Origin of the sequence: Dokdonella sp. (genome assembly GCF_035511235.1) — a bacterium.
In the GTDB taxonomy this organism is placed as follows: domain Bacteria; phylum Pseudomonadota; class Gammaproteobacteria; order Xanthomonadales; family Rhodanobacteraceae; genus Dokdonella.
Genome location: NZ_DATKFQ010000038.1, coordinates 60,914 through 81,226, shown reverse-complemented (window position 1 = coordinate 81,226; position 20,313 = coordinate 60,914). Strand labels below are relative to the sequence as shown.

Annotated in this window: 14 protein-coding genes; 7 read left to right on the top strand and 7 right to left on the bottom strand. The window is 69.3% G+C overall.

Going from position 1 to position 20,313, the window contains the following annotated elements:
• Nucleotides 1-63 precede the first annotated feature (63 nt).
• Nucleotides 64-2,364 (top strand): LPS-assembly protein LptD, encoded by a 2,301-nt coding sequence (locus VMR06_RS16565; protein WP_325378360.1) that lies wholly within the window; start codon nucleotides 64-66, stop codon nucleotides 2,362-2,364.
• A 94-nt stretch (nucleotides 2,365-2,458) separates the two neighbouring features.
• On the opposite strand, the gene VMR06_RS16560 is transcribed toward VMR06_RS16565, so the two are convergent.
• The 3 genes from VMR06_RS16560 to VMR06_RS16550 form a co-directional block, all read right to left on the bottom strand.
• Entirely contained in the window at nucleotides 2,459-5,284 is a 2,826-nt protein-coding gene (locus tag VMR06_RS16560; RefSeq protein ID WP_325378359.1) for a choice-of-anchor I domain-containing protein, read from the bottom strand.
• Between the two features lie 108 nt (nucleotides 5,285-5,392).
• Nucleotides 5,393-6,310: a response regulator gene (locus VMR06_RS16555; RefSeq protein WP_325378358.1), complete on the bottom strand. Its 918-nt coding sequence runs from the start codon at nucleotides 6,308-6,310 to the stop codon at nucleotides 5,393-5,395.
• Nucleotides 6,307-7,665 (bottom strand): sensor histidine kinase, encoded by a 1,359-nt coding sequence (locus tag VMR06_RS16550; RefSeq protein ID WP_325378357.1) that lies wholly within the window; start codon nucleotides 7,663-7,665, stop codon nucleotides 6,307-6,309. Before VMR06_RS16550 ends, VMR06_RS16555 begins: the two co-directional genes overlap by 4 nt.
• Nucleotides 7,666-7,931: 266 nt before the next feature.
• On the opposite strand from VMR06_RS16550, the gene VMR06_RS16545 reads away from it, so the two are divergent.
• The 3 genes from VMR06_RS16545 (at nucleotide 7,932) to VMR06_RS16535 (ending at nucleotide 11,779) form a co-directional block, all read left to right on the top strand.
• Nucleotides 7,932-9,965, top strand: coding sequence for a winged helix-turn-helix domain-containing protein (locus tag VMR06_RS16545; RefSeq protein WP_325378355.1), 2,034 nt, complete (start codon nucleotides 7,932-7,934; stop codon nucleotides 9,963-9,965).
• A gap of 211 nt (nucleotides 9,966-10,176) precedes the next feature.
• The gene (locus tag VMR06_RS16540; RefSeq protein ID WP_325378353.1) at nucleotides 10,177-10,434 is read left to right on the top strand and encodes a helix-turn-helix transcriptional regulator; all 258 of its coding nucleotides are present in this window, start codon (nucleotides 10,177-10,179) and stop codon (nucleotides 10,432-10,434) included.
• Between the two features lies 1 nt (nucleotide 10,435).
• Nucleotides 10,436-11,779 (top strand): type II toxin-antitoxin system HipA family toxin, encoded by a 1,344-nt coding sequence (locus tag VMR06_RS16535; protein WP_325378351.1) that lies wholly within the window; start codon nucleotides 10,436-10,438, stop codon nucleotides 11,777-11,779.
• A 43-nt stretch (nucleotides 11,780-11,822) separates the two neighbouring features.
• On the opposite strand, the gene VMR06_RS16530 is transcribed toward VMR06_RS16535, so the two are convergent.
• Nucleotides 11,823-12,740, bottom strand: coding sequence for a hypothetical protein (locus tag VMR06_RS16530; RefSeq protein ID WP_325378349.1), 918 nt, complete (start codon nucleotides 12,738-12,740; stop codon nucleotides 11,823-11,825).
• On the bottom strand, nucleotides 12,740-12,991 hold the full coding sequence (locus VMR06_RS16525; RefSeq protein WP_325378347.1) for a hypothetical protein: 252 nt from the start codon (nucleotides 12,989-12,991) through the stop codon (nucleotides 12,740-12,742). The genes VMR06_RS16530 and VMR06_RS16525 overlap by 1 nt, the downstream gene beginning before the upstream one ends.
• A gap of 662 nt (nucleotides 12,992-13,653) precedes the next feature.
• Here VMR06_RS16525 and typA point away from each other — a divergent pair.
• A complete protein-coding gene (gene typA, locus VMR06_RS16520) occupies nucleotides 13,654-15,483 on the top strand; it encodes a translational GTPase TypA (protein WP_325378345.1) in 1,830 nt (609 codons plus the stop codon).
• Nucleotides 15,484-15,636: 153 nt separating this feature from the next.
• Here the strand turns inward: typA and VMR06_RS16515 are convergent, their stop codons facing one another.
• Together VMR06_RS16515 and VMR06_RS16510 are read right to left on the bottom strand one after the other, a co-directional pair.
• Complete coding sequence (locus tag VMR06_RS16515; RefSeq protein ID WP_325378343.1) at nucleotides 15,637-16,803, bottom strand: serine hydrolase domain-containing protein; 1,167 nt, start codon at nucleotides 16,801-16,803, stop codon at nucleotides 15,637-15,639.
• A gap of 392 nt (nucleotides 16,804-17,195) precedes the next feature.
• On the bottom strand, nucleotides 17,196-18,182 hold the full coding sequence (locus VMR06_RS16510) for a LysR family transcriptional regulator (protein ID WP_325378341.1): 987 nt from the start codon (nucleotides 18,180-18,182) through the stop codon (nucleotides 17,196-17,198).
• A 156-nt stretch (nucleotides 18,183-18,338) separates the two neighbouring features.
• Between VMR06_RS16510 and VMR06_RS16505 the strand changes: the two genes are divergently transcribed.
• A complete protein-coding gene (locus VMR06_RS16505) occupies nucleotides 18,339-19,826 on the top strand; it encodes a form I ribulose bisphosphate carboxylase large subunit (RefSeq protein WP_325378339.1) in 1,488 nt (495 codons plus the stop codon).
• Between the two features lie 60 nt (nucleotides 19,827-19,886).
• Complete coding sequence (locus tag VMR06_RS16500; RefSeq protein WP_325378337.1) at nucleotides 19,887-20,303, top strand: ribulose bisphosphate carboxylase small subunit; 417 nt, start codon at nucleotides 19,887-19,889, stop codon at nucleotides 20,301-20,303.
• Nucleotides 20,304-20,313 lie beyond the last annotated feature (10 nt).

The window sequence follows — 20,313 nt, the reverse complement described above, 5'->3', positions numbered from 1 at the left end:
TGCCGCCGCCGCGCGGATTGGGCAAGCTACGCCACTGCCCTTCTTTCCGTGAAGACGGTCTCCGTGCCGACTACCCGCTCAGTCCTGTTCCGCGCGCATCCGCTCGCGCTGGCCGTCGCATTCGCCCTGCCCGCGGCCGCCCAGCCGCCCGATGCCGCGCCCGACGCGGTGCCCTCGGCCATCTCGGCCGCGGTCCCGTCCTGCCCGATCGGCGCACTGCACTGCCCGACCCGCAAGGCCGACTGGTCGCTGTGCAAGCCCGGCGACCTGTTCGACTTCTACGTGCCGGACCTGCCGCGCGAGGGCGACCGCAATGCCGCGCCGACCGACATCACCGCGCAGAACAGCCGCTCGGCCGACGGCAACCGGTTCGAGCTGCAGGGCGAGGCGCGCGTGCAGCAGCACGACCAGCTGATCCGTGCCGACGCATTCAGCTACGAGCGCGACACCACGGCCTGGACCGCCGAGGGCCAGGTGCGCTACCAGGACCGCAGCCTGCTGCTGTCGGCCGACCGCGGCAGCGGCCGCACCGAGCCCAGCCAGAGCACGCTGGAGAACGTGCGCTACCAGCTGATCGACGCGCGCGGCAACGGCGCGGCGGCCACCGCGACGATGCCGGACCAGACCCATGCGCATCTGACCCAATCCACGTTCACGACCTGCGATCTCGACGCGCCGCAGTGGCATTTCGCGGTGCGCGACCTGACGCTGGACCAGGACGAGGGCGTCGGCCGCGGCCGCGACGTGACGTTCCACATCGGCGACGTACCGGTGTTCTGGCTGCCGTACGCGCGCTTTCCGCTCGACGACCGCCGCGTGTCGGGTTTCCTGTATCCGACGATCGGCTACAGCAACCAGCGCGGTTTCGACCTGACGCTGCCGTACTACCTCAATCTCGCGCCGAACTACGACGCCACGCTGTACCCGCGCCTGATGACGCACCGCGGCCTGATGCTCGGCGGAGAGTTCCGCTATCTGACCGCCGGCAGCAGCGGCGAGCTCGACTTCACCTACCTGCCCGACGACCGCGACGCCGATCGCGACCGCGGCCTGTTCCACTGGCGCAACGGGACCGTGTTCAACGCCAACTGGGGCGCCAGCATCGACCTCAACCACGCCTCGGACGACCGCTACTTCGAGGACTTCGGGCGCAGCCTCAACATGGCCGCGACCAGCCTGCTGCCGTCCAGCGCCTACCTCAACGGCCGCGGCACCTGGTGGACCGCCAGCTTCGGCGCCGACCGCTACCAGATCACCGATCCGGAGCTGCCCGGCATCGCCGAACCCTATCGGCGCCTGCCGCGCGCGACGTTCGAGGGCGAGAAAGCGCTGTTCGGCGGCCTGGACTGGGGCCTCAAGTCCGAGTTCGTCGCATTCAGCAAGGACGACGCGCTCGACGGCCAGCGTCTGGACCTCTATCCGTATCTGGCCTATCCGATCGAACGCGCCGGCTGGTTCGTGCGGCCCGAGATCGGCTATCGCTACACGAGCTACAACCTGGACCGCGACGCCAACGACACGCCCGACCGCGGCGTGCCGATCTACAGCCTCGATGCCGGCCTGATCTTCGAGCGCGGCTTCACGCTCGGCGACCGCGCCTGGACGCAGACGCTCGAACCGCGCCTGTACTACTTGCGCGTGCCGTACCGCAACCAGGACGAGATCCCGATCTTCGACACGCAGATCGTGCCGTTCACGTTCGGGCAGATGTTCCGCAGCAATGCGTTCGTCGGCGCCGACCGCCAGGCCGACGCGAACAACCTGACGCTGGCGCTGACCACGCGCGTGCTCGACGACGCGACCGGCGACGAGCGGCTGTCGGCCAGCATCGGCCAGATCCGCTACTTCGACGAGCAGCGCGTGCAGCTGCCGGGCGTGGCGCCGACCGACTGGAACGGCTCGGCCTACGTCGGCAACCTGACGCTGAGCCTCGATCAGCGCTGGCGCCTGACGTTCGACCAGCAATGGAACCCCAACAGCGACCGCACCGACCTGTCTGCGGTCGGCGTGCAGCACCGCTTCGGCGCCGAGGGCGTGCTGAACCTGTCGTACCGCTTCCGCCGCGGCTTCATCGAGCAGGCCGACGCCTCGGCGCTGATCCCGATCGGCACGAACTGGCGCATCGTGGCACGCAACAACTACTCGCTCAACGAGAGCAAGACGCTCGAGCGCTTCGTCGGTCTCGAACGCGACAGCTGCTGCACCGCCTGGCGCGTGATCGCGCGCGAGTGGGTGCGCAACGTCGAGGGCGAGCTCGACAAGGCGCTGTTCTTCGAGATCGAGTTCAAGGGCGTCGGCGCGTTCGGCCAGCGCAGCGAGGACTTCCTGACGCGCGCGGTACGCGGCTACCAGTCGCGCTGGTGATCCACCGACGCGGCGGCCTCGCGATCGCCTCAGCCGCTGGCGCGGCGGCCGAGAACGCGCCCGTGCCGTGACCGGCACGGGCGCGTCGGTTCGCTCAGTACGCGTCGAAGCCGTCGCGGAACAGCACCTCGGCCAGGCTGTACAGCGTGGTCGTGCCGCTGATCTCGTTGGCGACCGCGATCATCGCCTCGCCGGTCGGGCTGTCAGCCGCCGGAATGAAGACGATGCCTTCGGGGCCGAGATCGCCGGCCGCGTCCGGTGCGGCGTCCAGATCGACCACGACGCCGAAGTCGCGGTGGTTGACGTAGCCGGCGAACGTCGCCGCATACGGATCGGTCACGTCGAACACGGCGATGCCGCCGATCCGCTCCATGCCGACGAAAGCGTAGGTGCGGCCGTTCGGCAGCGTGCCGACCGCCAGCGCCTCGGGTTCGGGGCCCTTGTTGTCGCTGCGCGAGTCGAAGCTCTGGTTCGCCTCGTTGTCGGCGTTGAAGTCGGCCGGATGGCGCGCCGCGGTGACCTGCTCGAGGAGGTCGCCGGAGTCGAACACGAGATTGCCGTACTGGTCCCAGATCGCCATCGAGCGGCTGCCGAGGATCTGCAGGCGATCGAAATCGCCGTCGCCGTCGAGATCGCCGTCGATCGTCGAGGCGTTGAGCCGGCCGATCTGCGCATTGGCCTGCAGCGCGGCCGCGTCCGGGAACGCGGCCGGGTCCAGATCCAGGGAGGCGATGCGTGCGACCTCGCCGCGATCGTCGCCCTCGCCGGCGCTCGCGTAGAACGTGCGGCCGCCGGCGCTGAACGCGGCGATCGAATCGGCCATGTGCATGCCGTAGACCGGCCAGTGGCGGATGTCGATCGACGGACCGTCGCGGTCGGAGGCGTCCAGGCCCGACGGCGTGTCGAAGCTGACCAGACCGAGCTGGATCGGCGTCGGCTCGGCGTCGAGCGGCACGCTCCCGTCCGGCGGGGTCGGCAGCGGCTGCGGCGCGACGCCGAAGTCGTTGTCGTTGATCAGCGCCAGGCGGCCGTCCGGCAGCGCGGCCAGGCCCTCGAGCTTGTCGCCGAGGTGGTAGCCGAGCGACGGCAGGTTGGCGACCTTGAGCTTGGACACCGCGCGGATGCCGGCCGCGACCAGATCGTCCGCGGTGTGCTGCTCGAGCGTCTTGCCCGGCAGCAGTGCCGGCGCGCCGGCCGCGCGCAGATTGGTCGCACCGGTCAACGTGAACTCGAACAGCATCTTCTTGCCGCTGCGCTCGACCGAGTCGTCGCGCTCGACGATCGCGAAGCGGCCGCCGCCGAGGTACGCCGCATCGCCGATCTTGTCGGTGTTCTGCTCGCGGAACGCGGTCTTGTCGATCAGGTAGACGTACTCGGCGACGGTTTCGCCGCTGGCCGGATCGATGCCGATCATGCGGATCACGTTCGAGGCATTGCTGGCCGCCGTGTTCGGGTTCGCCAGCGGCGTCTGGATGAACGCATAGAGCACGCCGGCATCGGTGTCGAGCGCCATGCCCTCGAAACCCCGGTTCGGACGACGTCTGGCGTACTCGGCCGGCAGCGTCTCGCGGCCGTAATGGCCGACCGGCTGGCCGCCGAGCGCGGCGGTGCCGGCCGGCACCAGGCGGTCGATCAGATGGCCGTCGGCGCCGACGTGATAGATCGCCGGACGGTACTCGTCGACCATCCAGTAGCTGCCGTCCGGCGCGACGACCAGACCCTCGATGTCGGCGCCGAGCGGATCGAGCGGCAGCGGCTGGCCGTTGAGGTCGACCGGCTCCTCGTCGACACCGCCGATGTTCGGCAGGCCGGTCATCGGCGTGACGCCGTCGGCCTGGAACAGCATCAGCTGCTGGCCGAGCGCGATCGCACCGGTCGCCGGGTCGAACGTGAAGCGCACGATGCGCGGCTGGTAGTCCGGCAGCACGAACGGCCGCTCCAGCGCGCCGTCGCCGTCGACGTCGGTCGGCTCGCCGTTCGGGCCGCGGTCCGGCACGGTCACAAACTTCATCAGGCCGGTGGCCGCGTCCGTGCCCTCGAACCACAGGCCCGAGAAGCCGCCGAGGCGGATCGTCTGTCCGGCCGGCGTGGTGCCGAGCACCGGCAGCTGCGGAAAATCATGCGTCTCCACGCGCGGCAGGCCACGGCCATGGTCCTTGAGGCCGGCCGCGACGATGTCGAGCACTTCGGCCTTGGCCAGATCGACCACCGCGAACGCATTGGCTTCCTGCAGCGAGACGAATGCGACGCCGCCCTCGGGCGCGGTCGCGATGTACTCCGGCTCCAGATCGACGCTGGCCGCACGGCCCGGGAACACGCGCACGCCCTTGGCGCGCAGCTCGGCCTCGCGGCCGTCGAACGTGCCGAAGCCGACCGTCGTCGCGGTCGCCTGCGCGACGCCGGCGCCGAGATCGACGATCGTCACCGACCCCGGCGGATCGACCGCCTCGACCGGCTCGCCCTCGTTGGCCGACATCAGATAGCGGCCATCCGGACTGAAGCTGACATGGTCCGGCAGCACGCCGGCTGCAAACGTGCGCAGATGCTGGCCGGTCGTGTCGAACAACGCGATTGCCCCGGTCTGCGTGCCGTCCGCCGCCGGCAGGGCCGCGGCGAGCAGGCCGTTGCGGACCGCGACGCTGGTCAGACCGCCGCCGTACGGCGAAACGTCGATGCTGAAGGCCAGCACCGGCGCATCGGCATCGGCGACGTCGAGCACGTCGATGTGATCGGTCGCGCCGTTGGTCACGAACAGGCGCCGGGTCGCGGCGTCGTAGGCGACGATCTCGGCACCGGCGGTCACGCCGGAGCGGTAGGTGCCGTGCTGGCGCAGTGCGATCGGTTCGGCCGTGGCGACCGAGGCCAGCGGCGGCAGCAGGGCGGCAAGGATCGCCGCGGTCAGACGCGAAGTCGGATGCATGAGTCGGATACCGTCAGGGATAGGAAGACGGCGCAGTAGACCTGCCGAAGTTTTCATCCGTCTTACGATCGGGTGCTGTCGTGCCCCATCGCACGGGCTCGGCCGACCTCAGCGGCCGACGCCTTCGCGCAGCCGCCGCCACGCGTCGAGCAGGCGGCCCGGCAGCGAGGCCGGCGCCGTGCGCGGCACCTCGACCTCGTGCCGGCGCTGCAGACGCGGCGCCGCGCGCAGCTGCGCGTGGCGTTCCAGCGCCGAGATCAGGCAGCGGCGCAGCAGCTCGCGCACCGGCGGATCGAGCAGGAAACGGAAGATCTGGCCCTCGTTGATCAGACCGATCGCGAGCCGGCTGTCGCGGATCGAGGAGACCGCGATCACCAGCATCGCCGGCCGCAGCGCCTTCAGGCGCTTGATCGCGTCGACGACGTCGCCGGTCGCGTCGGTCAGCACGGCGACGACCACCGCCACCTCGCGCCGCGCCAGCTCGCCGAGCGCCTGCTCGACATCGGCGGCACGGCCGACCGCGATCGACGGCGGCAGCAGCGCGCGCACGGTCGCGGCCATCGCCGCGTCGGCGTCGAGCACCAGAACCCGTGCCGCAGCCGGCACCGCATCGAGGACCGGTGCCGGTGGCGCCGCCGCGGCCGCCAGATCCTCGCGCGCGATCTGCGCGGCGCGCAGCACCGTATCGACCAGGTAGGCGCCGTCCCACGGTTTCTCGACGAAGCGGTAGATCTCGCCGTCGTTGACCGAGGCGGTCACCGCGTCCAGGTCGGCGTAGCCGGTCAGCAGGATGCGCATCGTCGCCGGCGAACGCCGCGCGACCTCGCGGAGCACCTCCACGCCGCTGGTCACCGGCATGCGCTGGTCGCTGACGACGACGTGCACCGGGCGCGTGCGCAGCCAGTCGTAGACCTCGGCCGCCGAGGTCGTCGTCAGCACCTCGGCGCGGCCGCGCAGCAGCATCCGCAGCGAGCGCAGGATACGCTCCTCGTCGTCGATGAAGACCACGGTCGGCAGCGTGCTCATGACTGCGCTCCGGCAGGTGCGGCGAGCGGCAGTGCGACGACGAAGCGCGTGCCGATGCCGGGCTTGGACGCGACGCGGATCAGGCCGCCATGCTGCTCGACGATCTGATGCGCGATCGCCAGACCCAGGCCGGTGCCCTGCCCGACCGGCTTGGTCGTGAAGAACGGATCGAAGATCCGCTTCATGTCCTCGGCCGCGATGCCCTTGCCGTTGTCCTCGACCAGGATCAGCAGCCGCTCGCCGAGCACCTGGGTGCGCACGACGATGCGGCCGCGATCGTGCTCGATCGCCTGCGCGGCATTGCCGAGCAGGTTCAGCAGCACCTGGTTGATCTGTGCCGGCGCGCAATCGATCGCCGGCACTTCGGTGACCGAACGCACCACCTCGATGCCGCGCCGGTTGAGGATGTGCTGCACGATGCGCAGCGCGCCGTCGATCAGATGGTTGACGTCGGCCCTTTGCGTGCGCGCCTGGTCGAGCCGGCTGAAATCCTTCAGATGGCCGATCAGCTCGCCGATCTGGGTCAGGCCGTGCAGCGTGTCGTCGAGCAGACCCGACAGATCCGCCAGCGCCGCCGCGTCGACACGCGTGCGCAGCTCGGCCAGTGCGCTCAGGCGTGCCGGCAGGTCGGCCGGCGGTTCGCCGCCGTCGAGCAGGGCGCCGAGCACGACCTCGCCGGCACCGACCAGATCGGTCGCGTCGGCCAGCGCCCCGCGCGTCATCTCGACGTTGTTGCGCACGTAGCCGAGCGGCGTGTTGATCTCGTGCACCAGGCCCGCGACCATCTGGCCGAGCGAGGCCATCTTCTCGGACTGGATCAGCTGCAGCTGCGAGGCGCGCACGCGATCGTAGGCGCCCTGCAGCTCGCGGTTGCGCTGCGCCAGGCGCGCGTCCATCGCGCGCAGCACGTCGAGCACGACGCCGGTGCCGAGGTAGATGCCGTCGGCGTCGGTCAGGATGAAGTCCTCGGTGATCGGGCTGCGCACGTGTTCGGCGATCAGACGCGCCGCGTCCTGGATCGGCGTCGCGACCGGCAGCACCAGCACCTCGCGATTGGCCATCTCGACGATCGGCCGCCGGCCGAAGATCTCGCGCCCGAACGGCATCAGAAAGATGCGCATCAGCGCGTAGCGGCTGATCGCACCGACCGGCCGGCCCTCGTGCACGATCGGCAGCGACAGCAGGCCTTCGTGGCGCGCGTCGAGCATCTGGTCGGCGACCGCTGCGACCGGCGTATCGACGCCGAGCGCGACGGTCGGCCGCAGCAGGGCGGACAGGCCACGCGGCTGCGTGGCTGGCGGCGGCTCGGCCGGCGCGGCCGCGGCATCGTGGGTTGGATGAAGATTGGACGCCATGAAACCGGAGCCACGGGCACTCCGACAACCGGCGTCCCGCTGCCCGCCCCCTGATCGGTCGGTGCGTTGCAGATAAGCAACCGCCAGCATGACCGGCTTGCACGAAAGCTGTATGACAGGCGCGATGGCGCGCCCCCACGCCGGACGATGGACCCCACCGCGCGCGATCGAGCAGCGCCGCGCAGATGGGGCCGCGCCACCGCACGCGCCGCCGCCTTCCGGCGCTTCTATACTGCCGCGGGCCGGGACGACCCGGCGGGGGATGCATGTCGCAACCGGTACGGGACAATCTGGTCTTCGATGCGGTGGTCGTCGATTTCGCCGGCCGCCGCGTCTCGCGCGCCGGCATCGAGCAGCCGCTGGAGCCCAAGGCGTTCGCGGTGCTCGCGCTGCTGACCGGCCAGCCGGGCCGCGCGTTCACGCGCGATGAACTCCTCGACGCGGTCTGGGGCCACCGCCACGTGACCCAGGGCGTGCTCAATCGCGTCATGAGCCTGCTGCGCCAGGCGCTCGGCGAGGACGCACAACATCCGCGCCGGCTGCACACCGTGCACGGCGTCGGTTACCGATTCGAACTGCCCGACGCGGACACCGAAACCGATGCCGGGATCGCGCCGCAGCGCGACCAGAGCGCGGCGGGCGATACCGCGATGAGATCCCCACCGGCACCGGTTGCTGCGCGGCCGGACCGGGCGCGCTGGCCGTGGCTCGTCGCCGCGGCAGCCGTGCTGCTGGCGGTCGCGGCGCTCGCGTGGTGGTCGCGTCACCCCGTCACGCGTACGGCGGCGATCGCCGGCTCGCCGCCGGCATCGCCGCAGCGGCCTTCGCTGGCGGTGCTGCCGTTCGCCGATCTGTCGCAGTCGCGCGATCAGCAGTACCTGGCCGACGGGCTGGCCGAGGACATCCTGCATCGACTGGTGCAGTCGCCGGCGCTGCGCGTGATCGGCCGCACCTCGAGCTTCTCGTTCAAGGATCGCCACGAGGATCTGCGCAGCATCGGCCGCGCGCTCGATGCCGCATATCTGCTCGAGGGCAGCGTCCGCCGCGACGGCGACCGCCTGCGCGTGACCGCTCAGCTGATCCGTGCCGCCGACGGCAGCCATCTGTGGTCGCGGACCTATGCCCGCGAACTGCGCGACGTCTTCGCGGTGCAGGATGAGATCTCCACCGACGTGGCACAGGCCTTGAGCGTCACGCTCGACGTCGCCCGCTTCAGCCGCGAACGGGGCGGCACCACGGATGTGGACGCCTACGAGCGTTTCCTGCGCTGGCGCAGCATCGGCATGCGCGGACAATTCGAAGCCGAGCACGATCGCGAGCGGCTGCGGCTGGCGAGAGAGATGGTCGCGCTCGATCCGCACTGCGCGCTGTGCTGGGACGCCTTGGCGCGCTCGCTGGCGGCCGTCGCGGACGACCTGGACGAAGCGCAGGCCGGGGCGCTGCGTGCCGAGGCCCGCGAGGCCCGCGAACGCATCGCCCGCATCGCGCCTGGCAGCTGGATCGCGCAGCGCGACCGTGCCAATGCATTGTGGCGCGAGGGCCGCCGCGCCGAAGCCCTGGCACTGGCCGGACAGCTCGCGGCCTCCGGCCCGCTGACGCACGAACGCGTCTGGGACTACGCGTTCATGACCTATGCGGTGGGTCACCTCGACGACACCACCGCCCTGGTCGAACAGGTCCGCGCGAACGATCCGATGCTGCTGTACCTGTCGCGCGACCTGCAGTACGACTACACGGCGACCCGCCGCTATGCCGATGCCGAGGCCGAGTACCGGCGCGGCCAGGTGCTCGACGGCAGCCAGCAGTCACCGGATTTCCTCGCGTTCTGCCGCCAGCTGGCCGGCCAGCGGCCCGGCGACGCTGCCGCGTTGCGCGAGCTGCATACGCGTCTGCGGCAGGACGCGCGGTTCGACACGCCGTTCTTCCGCGACCTCGGCACCGCACTCGAGGACCGCGAGGCGATGCGGGAGCTGGTGCGCAGAGCGCTCGCCGACGAGACCTACGGCGGCGGTGCCCGCGCCGCCGACGTGTGGACCGCGATCGCCGACGCACTCGGCGATGCCGACCTCGCCGTCGCCGCGATGCGCAGAACGCTCGAAAACGCGGAAGGCTTCAGCCAGGGCACGATGCCACAGCGCTTCTACGTCGCGCTCTGGAACGCGCCCTATTCGGGCGTGCGTGCGCACCCGGACTTCAAGCGGCTGCTGATCGAGACCGGCGTGGCCGACTACTGGCGGCAGACCGGCCGCTGGGGCGACGGGTGCGAGCCGTTGGGCTCGGAAGACTTTCGTTGCCGCTGACCGAATCGTGCACGGATCGTGATGCATGCGGGCCGTCTACCAAAATTGGTCATATCCAATAAATATTACATATCCTGATAGATTCGCTGATGCGAGGCCGCGTCCGCATGCGCGCGGTGCTCGCCGAATTCCCTCTACCAATAATACTGATATTTGACTTTTATCCGTATAGCGAATAAAAGCGACCTATCAAAATAAATGGTAGGCCGTCATGTCCGCCCGTCAGACCTTGAGGACGCCCGATCAGCTCGGCCTCGTCCTTCAGGCCGCGCGCAAGGCGCGCAAGCTCTCGCAGACCGCGCTGGCCGCCCGCGTCGGCCTCAGCCAATCACGCGTATCGCAGCTGGAACAGCATGCCGGCGCGCTCAGCGTCGACCAGTTGCTGGCCTGGACCGCCGCACTCGATCTGGAGATCACGGTCGGCAGCCGCGACGAGGTCGCCGACCGGCGGCACGTCGCGGAGTGGTGACGTGGGACGCCGCTCGCACAGCCGGCATCTGTCGGTATGGCTCAACGGTCGCCGCGCGGCGACCTGGACGCTGGCCCGGCGCGGCGACACCCAGCTGCAGTACGACGAGGCCTGGGTGCGGTCGCCCTACGGCCGTCCGCTGTCGCTGTCGCTGCCGTTCAATCTGCACAACCGGCCGCTCGACGGCGACCGGGTCCGCCACTATTTCGACAACCTGCTGCCCGACAGCGACGCGATCCGCACGCGCGTCGCCGAGCGCTTCCGCACCGGGTCGGTCGAGCCTTTCGACCTGCTGAAGGCGATCGGCCGCGACTGCGTCGGCGCCGTCCAGTTGCTCGGCGAAGACGAGACGCCCGACGGCTACGACCACATCGAGGGCACGCCGCTCTCCGAGGACGACATCGAGCGCGCGATCGACGACGCGATCACACCCGGCCGATTCGCCGCCGCGCACGATGCCGATTCGGACTTCCGCATCTCGCTGGCCGGTGCGCAGGAGAAGACGGCGCTGTTGTGGTGGAACGGCCGCTGGAGGCGCCCGCTGGGATCGACCCCGACCACGCACATTCTCAAACTGCCGCTCGGCCTGGTCGGCGGCCGGCAGGCCGATTTCACGACCTCGGTCGACAACGAGTGGCTGTGCCTGCGCCTGCTCAAAGCCTACGGACTCGACGTGGCCGATGCCGATATCGCGAGATTCGGCAAGCGGCGCGTGCTGGTGGTCGAGCGCTTCGATCGCCAGGTGTCGAGCGACGGGCACTGGATCCAGCGGCTGCCGCAGGAGGACTTCTGCCAGGTCGAGAACTGTCCGCCGCTGCGCAAGTACGAGAGCGATGGCGGCCCGGGCCTGCGCACGCTGTTCGAACGGCTGCGGCAATCGGAACAGGCCGAGGCCGACGCGCGCACGCTGATGACGGCACAGATCCTGTTCTGGCTGCTGCGCGCGCCGGATGGGCACGCCAAGAACTTCAGCATCCGGCTGCTGCCGGCCGGCCGCTTCCATCTGACGCCGCTCTACGACGTGATGTCGGCCTATCCGGTGCTCGGCGAAGGTCCGAACCTGTGGTCGCCGCGCCGCACGCGTCTGGCGATGGCGCTGCTCGGAAGCAACCGGCACTACCTGATGCACACGATCCAGCGCCGGCACTTCAACAGCACCGCACGCCTCGTCGGCTACGGCGACTCGGCCGAACCGCTGATCGAGGCGATCCTCGCCCGGACGCCTGCAGCGATCGACGAGGTGCAGGCCAGCCTGCCGCCCGGCTTCTCCGCCGAGGTCGCCGATTCGATCCTCGGCGGACTGCGGCGCGCGGCCGGCGCTCTGGCGGCAATGCCGGGCGCATAACGGCGAGGAGCGACCGCACCTCCGCAACGCCGACCCGCTCGCCTTACCGCATCGTCAGGACGTAGACGCCGATCGTGCCGGTCGACTGCGACGTGCTGGCGAAATTGCACGCGCGTATCGTCACCAGACCCGTGCTCGGGACGCGCAGGGGCTGGATCAGGATGTTCTGCGGCAGCGCGGCGGCCGACTGCAGATTGAAGAACACGATGTCGTTGACCTCGGCGCCGCCGACGCTGAGGTCGTAGTCGCGGCAGGTACTGGCGGGAAGATTGAGAGCGATCGCGCCATTGCTGTAACCGCCGGCGATCTTGCCGCGCGTGACGCTGTCGCTGGCGATCGCCGCGGTGACGACGGCCCCATTGGCGATCTTGTCGGCGGTGACCGCATCGTTCGCCAGTTCCGAGGTGCCGACGGCACTCGCGGAGATCTTCGATGAACTGACCGAATCGGCCGCCAGCTTGCTGTTGCTGACGGCACCGAACGCGATCTTCGTGCTGACGACGGCACCGTCGCGCAACGTCGGGTTGGGATAGGTACCCGCCAGATCGCCGCCGGCCGCACCGCCGATGGCCCCGTCCAGCGTGAACTGCGACACCGGCGCAGTCGACACCGCCTGCCGCGGCAGCATCGGCGTGCCCTCGACGGTGACCTGCAGATACAGCTGCGTGCCGGTGAACGCGCCCGGGAAGCTCAACGAGACGCTGAACAGGCCGTGGCTGACCGGGAAGTCCGCCTCGGTGATCGTCGCGCCGACCTGGTTGCCGCCTTCGGGTTCGTCGAACAGCGCGAAGCTCAGATCGAACGCGCCGCTGGCCGGCGCCCCGGACTGCTCCAGCCGCCCCTGATAGACGAAGTCCGGCAGTTGCGGTGCCGCGACGGCCGGACCGGCGATCGCGATCGACACCAGTACGGCCTGGATCCAGGCCAGCGGCAGGCGCCGCACATCGACGAGCCGGTTCATCACGCGCACTCCTGAAAGCCATCGTGAAAGATCGCGTCGCGCGGCGTCGCAGCCGTCGCCGCGGTGAAGCCGGCCGTCACCGCGTAGTCGCCGCCGCTCGCGCGCCCGGCCACCGGCTCGCCCAGCGTCGAATGCAGCGCGAGACAGCCGCCGTCCGAACGACTGACGCCGCCGCCACTGACGATCGCCTGCGCGGTGATCTGCTGACTGCCGGCCTCGGCGGCGAACAGGAGCGCGCCGGCGATGGCCATCGAGCGCGCCATGACGCCGGCGTGATCGCGTCGCCCCGCCCGGCGCCGTCTCGAGAAGATCCAGCTGCTCATTCCCCACCTCCCGGTATGCAGTTCTCGGCGCCGCATCGCCGTGCCCCGCATCGACGCGGCGAGCGACGAATCGACCCGTCTCGGCACAGTACGTAGAACAGCGGCGGGAGGGGCCACGGCCAAGGGCGGTCGCTGACACGCACTGCCAACCTGAGCACTCCGCGCATCGCGTAGCGAGAATGCGTCTGTCGCGGAACTGCTCCCGGATTTCAGTCCATGCCGCGTCCCGAAGGTTGACGAGGCGCGTTCTGCGCGCAGCCGTGGAGCGATGTCCAATCGGTCTTCCCGGTGCACAGGCCAGCGCAAGCGTGACGATGCCGATCGCCACTGCCTTCTGCCTGCAACATTCGCCGGCTACGCTTGGCTGGCTCGATCCTCTCCAACGACGAGTAGCCTTCAGAGCCGCCCCTCGCCGGGCGGCTCTTTTTTTGTTTTCTCCGACCGGATCGGCGCCCGCTACGCGCCGCCGGATCGGTCCGGTGCGCGAACGCTCCGCACGTTGCGCCGCACCATCCGGCCGAAAAACCCGTATAATCGAGCACCTTTGCCCTCCCTCCAACGACGGTCCTCTGGGATCGCCGGGATAGCCCATGTCCATCGAAAACCTCCGCAACATCGCGATCGTGGCCCATGTCGACCACGGCAAGACCACCCTGGTCGACTGTCTCCTCAAGCAGTCCGGCACGTTCAGCGAGCGCACCGTGCTGGCCGAGCGCGTGATGGACTCCAACGACCAGGAGAAGGAACGCGGCATCACAATCCTGTCCAAGAACACCGCGATCACCTGGCGCGAGAACCGCATCAACATCGTCGACACGCCCGGACACGCCGACTTCGGCGGCGAGGTGGAGCGCGTGCTGTCGATGGTCGACACCGTGCTGATCCTGGTCGACGCGATGGACGGCCCGATGCCGCAGACGCGCTTCGTCACGCAGAAGGCGTTCCAGATGGGCTTCAAGCCGATCGTGGTCATCAACAAGATCGACCGCCCGGGCGCGCGTCCGGACTGGGTGCTCAACGCGACGTTCGACCTGTTCGACCGCCTCGGCGCGACCGACGAGCAGCTCGACTTCCCGGTGGTCTACGCCTCGGCCCTGCACGGCTATGCCAGCCTGGATCCGGAAGCGCGCTCGGGCGACATGACGCCGCTGTACGAGGCGATCATGAAGCACGTCTCGCCGCCGCAGGTGGATCCGGACGGTCCGTTCCAGATGCGCATCAGCCAGCTCGACTACAACAACTACGTCGGCCTGATCGGCATCGGCCGCATTCAGCGCGGCAAGATCCGCACCAACATGCCGGTGGCGATCCTCGACCGCGAAGGCAAGAAGCGCAGCGGCAAGGTGCTGCAGGTGCTCGGCTTCATGGGCCTGGAGCGCCGCGAGGTACCCGAGGCGCAGGCCGGCGACATCATCGCGATCAGCGGCATCGAGGGCCTGGGCATCTCCGACACGGTCTGCGCGCCGGACGCGCCGGAGCAGCTGCCGGTGCTGACCGTCGACGAGCCGACGATCAGCATGACCTTCCAGGTCAACAACTCGCCGTTCGCCGGCACCAAGGATCACAGCGGCGGCAAGTTCCTGACCTCGCGCCAGATCCGCGACCGCCTGATGCGCGAGACGCTGCACAACGTCGCGCTGAAGGTCGAGGAGACTGAGGATCCGGACAAGTTCAAGGTGTCCGGCCGCGGCGAGCTGCACCTGTCGGTGCTGATCGAGACGATGCGCCGCGAGGGCTACGAGCTGGCCGTGTCGCGTCCGGAGGTCATCATCAAGGAGATCGACGGCGTGCAGAGCGAGCCGATCGAGCAGCTGGTGGTCGACATGGAAGAGCAGTTCCAGGGCGGCGTCATGGAACGCCTCGGCATGCGCAAGGGCCAGCTCAAGAACATGGAGCCGGATGGCAAGGGCCGCGTGCGTCTGGAATACCTGATCCCGGCGCGCGGCCTGATCGGCTTCCAGACCGAGTTCCGCACGCTGACGGCCGGCACCGGCCTGCTGTTCCACGTCTTCGACCACTACGGCCCGAAGGCCGAAGGCGCAATCGCCAAGCGGCCCAACGGCGTGATGATCTCCAACGGCCAGGGGCCGGCGCCGGGCTATGCGCTGGTCGGCCTGCAGGAGCGCGGCCGTCTGCTGGTCAGCGAGGGCGACGAGATCTACGAGGGCCAGCTGGTCGGCATCCACTCCAAGGACAACGACCTCACCGTCAATGCGCTGCGCGCCAAGCAGCTGACCAACATCCGTGCGGCCGGCAAGGACGACAACGTGCAGCTGACGCCGCCGATCAAGATGTCACTGGAGCAGGCGCTGGAGTTCATCGAGGACGATGAACTGGTCGAGGTCACGCCGAAGTTCATCCGCCTGCGCAAGAAGCACCTGACCGAAAGCGACCGCAAGCGCGCCTCGCGCGCGGCCTGAGACGATCCGGCTGCGCTGCCACCGGCAGCGCAGCCGGAACAGCCCGACGCAGCGCCGCAGACCTCGCCTGGTCCGTCCGCAATCCCGCTCGGGCGCAGGCGACTGGCCAGCGTCGCTGAAGCCGGGCTTCCGTAGAAGGCCATCCGATCCCCGTCACGGCGTGTGCGCCGCGCGCCAGATCCGGTAGCGGGCGAGGAAGGGCGAAGACGGATCGATCACGCCGAGCACCTCGGGCATGGCCTGCAGGGTCCGGGCATTGGGGGCGTTCAAGAAGACGATCACGCCGTCACCGGAGGGCCGGTAGACATAGGCGACGGATTGTTCCGACCAGTCGCTGCCCCCGTGGCCGAGCACGCGGTAGCGGCCGAAATCGGCGACCTCGAAGCCCAGCCCATAGCCCTGCGTATGCGGGCAGGGAGCCTGGGGACGGGGATCGCCGGCGCAATCGACCAGCCGTTCGTCGCCGCGGTCGCTTTGGACCCGGTCGCGCTCGCGCGCCATGGCCGCAGCGTAGCCCGTACCGCGATGCACGTCCGCCAGGAAGCGCGCATAGTCGGGCACGGTCGTCAGCAGGTCATCGGCTGCCGAATAGCTGCCGTCGGGCCGACACCAGCCCTCGGGGCGGCAGTAGACGCCATGCGCCTTGCCGGCCTCGTCCACAGGACGGGCGACGTGCTGCAGCCGGCTGCGGTCGACCGCGATGGCGGTATCGTGCATGCCGACCGGCTCGAGCACGGTGCGACGCACGATGTCGGGGAACGGCTCTCCGAGCTTGTTGGCCAAGGCACGCGCGAGGTACTCGAAACCCTCGCCCGAGTAGCCGTAGCGGCTTCCCGGCGCGTGTTCGAACGCGAGCTTGCGGTCGGAGCGGAAGAAGCGCCAATTGGGGAAGCCGGAAGTATGGTCGAGGACTTGGCGGGCGGTCAGCGCAAGGCGCCGTGGGTCGCCGGCAACGTCGGGGTCGACCCAGTACCGGGCCAGGGGCTCGTCCAAGTCCAGCTCTCCGTCGTCCACGATCCGCAGCACGGTTTCGGCGACCACGGTCTTGGTGATGGAGGCGACGTTGAAGCGGGTCGCCGCATCCGCCGGCACGCCGGCCGATTCCTCGCCGAAATAGTGCGACCAAGCCAGTTCACCATTCCGGATGACGCCGAATCCGGCCGTGATGATCCGGTGCTCGCGCAGGATCGCATCCAGACGCGCTGCGACGGCGGGGCCGGGCACGCGCACGCGCCCGGCGGGCCCACCTTCCGGTTCACGCACGTCACCCGCTGCACACGCCGCCAGGGCCAACAGGGCCACCATCATCAGATGCCGCATTTCCCCACCCCAGGAATGGCTCGCGCCTCGCTGCAGGCTCCGATGCGCCCGGTCGCGCCGGGGTTTAGATCGTTCCGCGCGCCACCGTTCCCAGCTGCGCGCGTCCCTGCCCTTCTCCGCCGCGAGAGGGTGATCACCGCCGGGGAGTCCGCGGGAGGATTGGGCTGATTCGCCGAACGCAGACGGACGCCTGCTTCTGCGCTGATCTGCCAGACGCCTTCGGTCCATGCCGCGTTCCATGTGTTGCCTCGATCATCCGAATCCGCGCGGGATGCCGGACAAAGGCTGCTGAGCTTTCGCGCGACACCGCGGCCGCCTTGCCTCGCACGGGCGAGGCTGTCCGTCACGGATGCTTCTCCGCTTCAGGCCGATTCGGTCCGGCAAAGCCACGCCTATGCCCGCGGCTTGCGCCCCGGCGCGACCGCCTTGCCCGATCGCGTCCGCTGCGCGCCGACGCCGGCCGGCAGCGGAAACGCTTCGCGCAGGTAGTCCGAGGTGTTCTCGAGCAGGAACTGCCGGAACGCGCGCGCAGCCGGCGCCAGCTGCTTGGCGCGCATGTGCACGACGTGCCAGGTGCGCACCACCGGCGTGCCGACCACGTCGAGGATCGCGACCTCCTCGGCGCGACGCTCCAGCGCCAGCGTGTGCAGCGACAGCAGGCTGACGCCCATGCCGGCCATGACAGCCTGCTTCACGGTCTCGTTGCTGCCCATCAGGATCGTGCGTGCCGGCGTGAACAGGTGCTGGCGAAACATCGCCTCCATGACGGTCTGCGTGCCCGAGCCGGTCTCGCGGCTCAGGAAGGTCTCGCGGCGCAGCTCGTGCATGTCGATGCTGCGCGCGCCGGCCAGCGGATGGTCGCGCACGGCGACCAGCACGTGCGGATTGTCGGCGACCGGCTCGGCGACCGCGTCGAGCTTCTCGGGCGGCCGGCCCATCACCGCCAGGTCGATCTCGTTGTCCTCGAGCAGATGCACCAGCGCGTCGCGGTTGCCGACGCTGAAGCGCACGTCGATGCCGGGATGATGCTCGGCGAAGCGCGCGAGCAGGCGCGGTGCGAAGTACTTGGCGGTGCTGACCAGGCCGACGCTGACCAGGCCGCCGTGCAGGCCCTTGAGACTCTGCAGCGCCTGATCGGCATCGGCGATCTCGCCGAGCACGCGCGCGGCGTGATGACGCAGCACGCGGCCGGCCTCGGTCAGCGCGAGGCGCCGGCCGACGCGCTCGAACAGCTCCACGCCGACCGCGCTCTCGAGCTGGCGGATCTGCATCGACACGGCCGGCTGGGTCAGGTGCAGCACGCCGGCGGCGCGCGCGAAGTTCATCTGTCGCGTCGCTTCGAGGAACACCTGCAGCTGGCGCAGCGTGAGATGCAGCATCGCGGATCGGGGCTCCCGCTCGTCGCGCCCGGGCGGATGCCGGCGCCGGCGACTGATCATAAGCTTTCGCTTAAAACAATCAAAGAATCTCTGAATTGTCCTTTCTGATCGCGCTGCCTATCGTCGACGCACATTCGACGGGACGGGAGAGCAAGCATGAATGCAGTCGCCACCGAACAGCGCGTCGTCGGCAATACCAGCGCGCGCTACCAGTCCGGCGTTCTGGCCTACCGCGAGATGGGCTACTGGCAGCCGGACTACGCGCCGCAGGAGACCGACGTGATCGCATTGTTCCGGATCACGCCGCAGGACGGCGTCGATCCGGAAGAAGCGGCAGCGGCCGTCGCCGGCGAGTCCTCGACCGCGACCTGGACCGTGGTCTGGACCGATCGCCTGACCGATTGCGAGAAGTACCGTGCCAAGGCCTACCGCGTCGAGCCGGTGCCGAACACCGGCCCGGGCACCCAGACCGAAGCGCAGTACTTCGCCTACATCGCCTATGAGCTGGACCTGTTCGAGGAAGGCTCGATCGCCAACCTCACCGCGTCGATCATCGGCAACGTGTTCGGCTTCAAGCCGCTCAAGGCACTGCGCCTGGAGGACATGCGCATTCCGGTGGCGTACCTCAAGACGTTCCAGGGTCCGGCGACCGGCATCGTCGTCGAGCGCGAGCGGCTCGACAAGTTCGGCCGGCCGCTGCTCGGCGCGACCACGAAGCCGAAACTGGGCCTGTCCGGCCGCAACTACGGCCGCGTCGTCTACGAGGCGCTCAAGGGCGGGCTCGACTTCGTCAAGGACGACGAGAACATCAACTCGCAGCCGTTCATGCACTGGCGCGACCGGTTCCTGTTCGTGATGGAAGCGGTCAACCGCGCCGCGGCCGAAACCGGCGAGGTCAAGGGCCATTACCTCAACGTCACCGCGGCGACGATGGAGGACATGTACGAGCGCGCCGAATTCGCCAAGGCGCTCGGCTCCAACATCATCATGATCGACCTGGTGATCGGCTACACGGCGATCCAGAGCATGGCCAAGTGGGCGCGGCGCAACGACATGATCCTGCACCTGCACCGCGCCGGCCACGGCACCTATACGCGGCAGAAGAGCCACGGCATCAGCTTTCGCGTGATCTCCAAGTGGATGCGCATGGCCGGCGTCGACCACATCCACGCCGGCACCGTGGTCGGCAAGCTCGAGGGCGATCCGTCGGTGATCGCCGGCATCTACGACACTCTGCGCGAGATGCGCACGCCGCGCAATCTGCAGCACGGCCTGTACTTCGACCAGGACTGGGCCAGCCTGCGCCGCGTGATGCCGGTGGCCTCCGGCGGCATCCATGCCGGCCAGATGCACCAGCTGATCCATTACCTCGGCGAGGACGTGGTGCTGCAGTTCGGCGGCGGCACGATCGGCCATCCGCAGGGCATCCAGGCCGGCGCGACGGCCAACCGCGTCGCGCTCGAAGCGATGATCCAGGCGCGCAACGAGGGCGTGGACCTCTGGAACGAAGGGCCCGAGGTGCTCGCGAAAGCCGCCAAGTGGTGCTCGCCGCTGCGCGCCGCGCTCGATACCTGGAAGGACGTGACCTTCGATTACACGTCCACCGACACGGTCGACTTCGTGCCGACGCCGACCGCGGCCTGACGCGCCCCGCGCAACGACCTGCATCGATTTCCGCCACTCGCCTTCCGACTGGAGACCGCCATGCGCATCACCCAGGGCACGTTCTCGTTTCTTCCCGACCTGACCGACGAGCAGATCCGCGCGCAGGTCGAGTACATCCTGCAACAGGGCTGGGCGCCGTCGATCGAATTCACCGACGACCCGCATCCGCGCAACACCTACTGGGAGCTGTGGGGCCTGCCGATGTTCGACCTCAAGGATGCGGCCGGCGTGCTGATGGAGGTGCGCGCCTGCCGCGCGCAGTACCCGGACCACTACATCAAGGTCAACGCGTTCGACTCGACGCACGGCTTCGAGACGCTGCGCCTGTCGTTCATCGTCAATCGCCCGAACAACGAGAGCGGCTTCCGCCTGATCCGCCAGGAGGTCGACGGCCGCGCGCTGCGCTACACGCTGCAGAGCTACGCCAGCGACCGGCCGCCGGGCAGCCGCTACTGAACGGCGATCG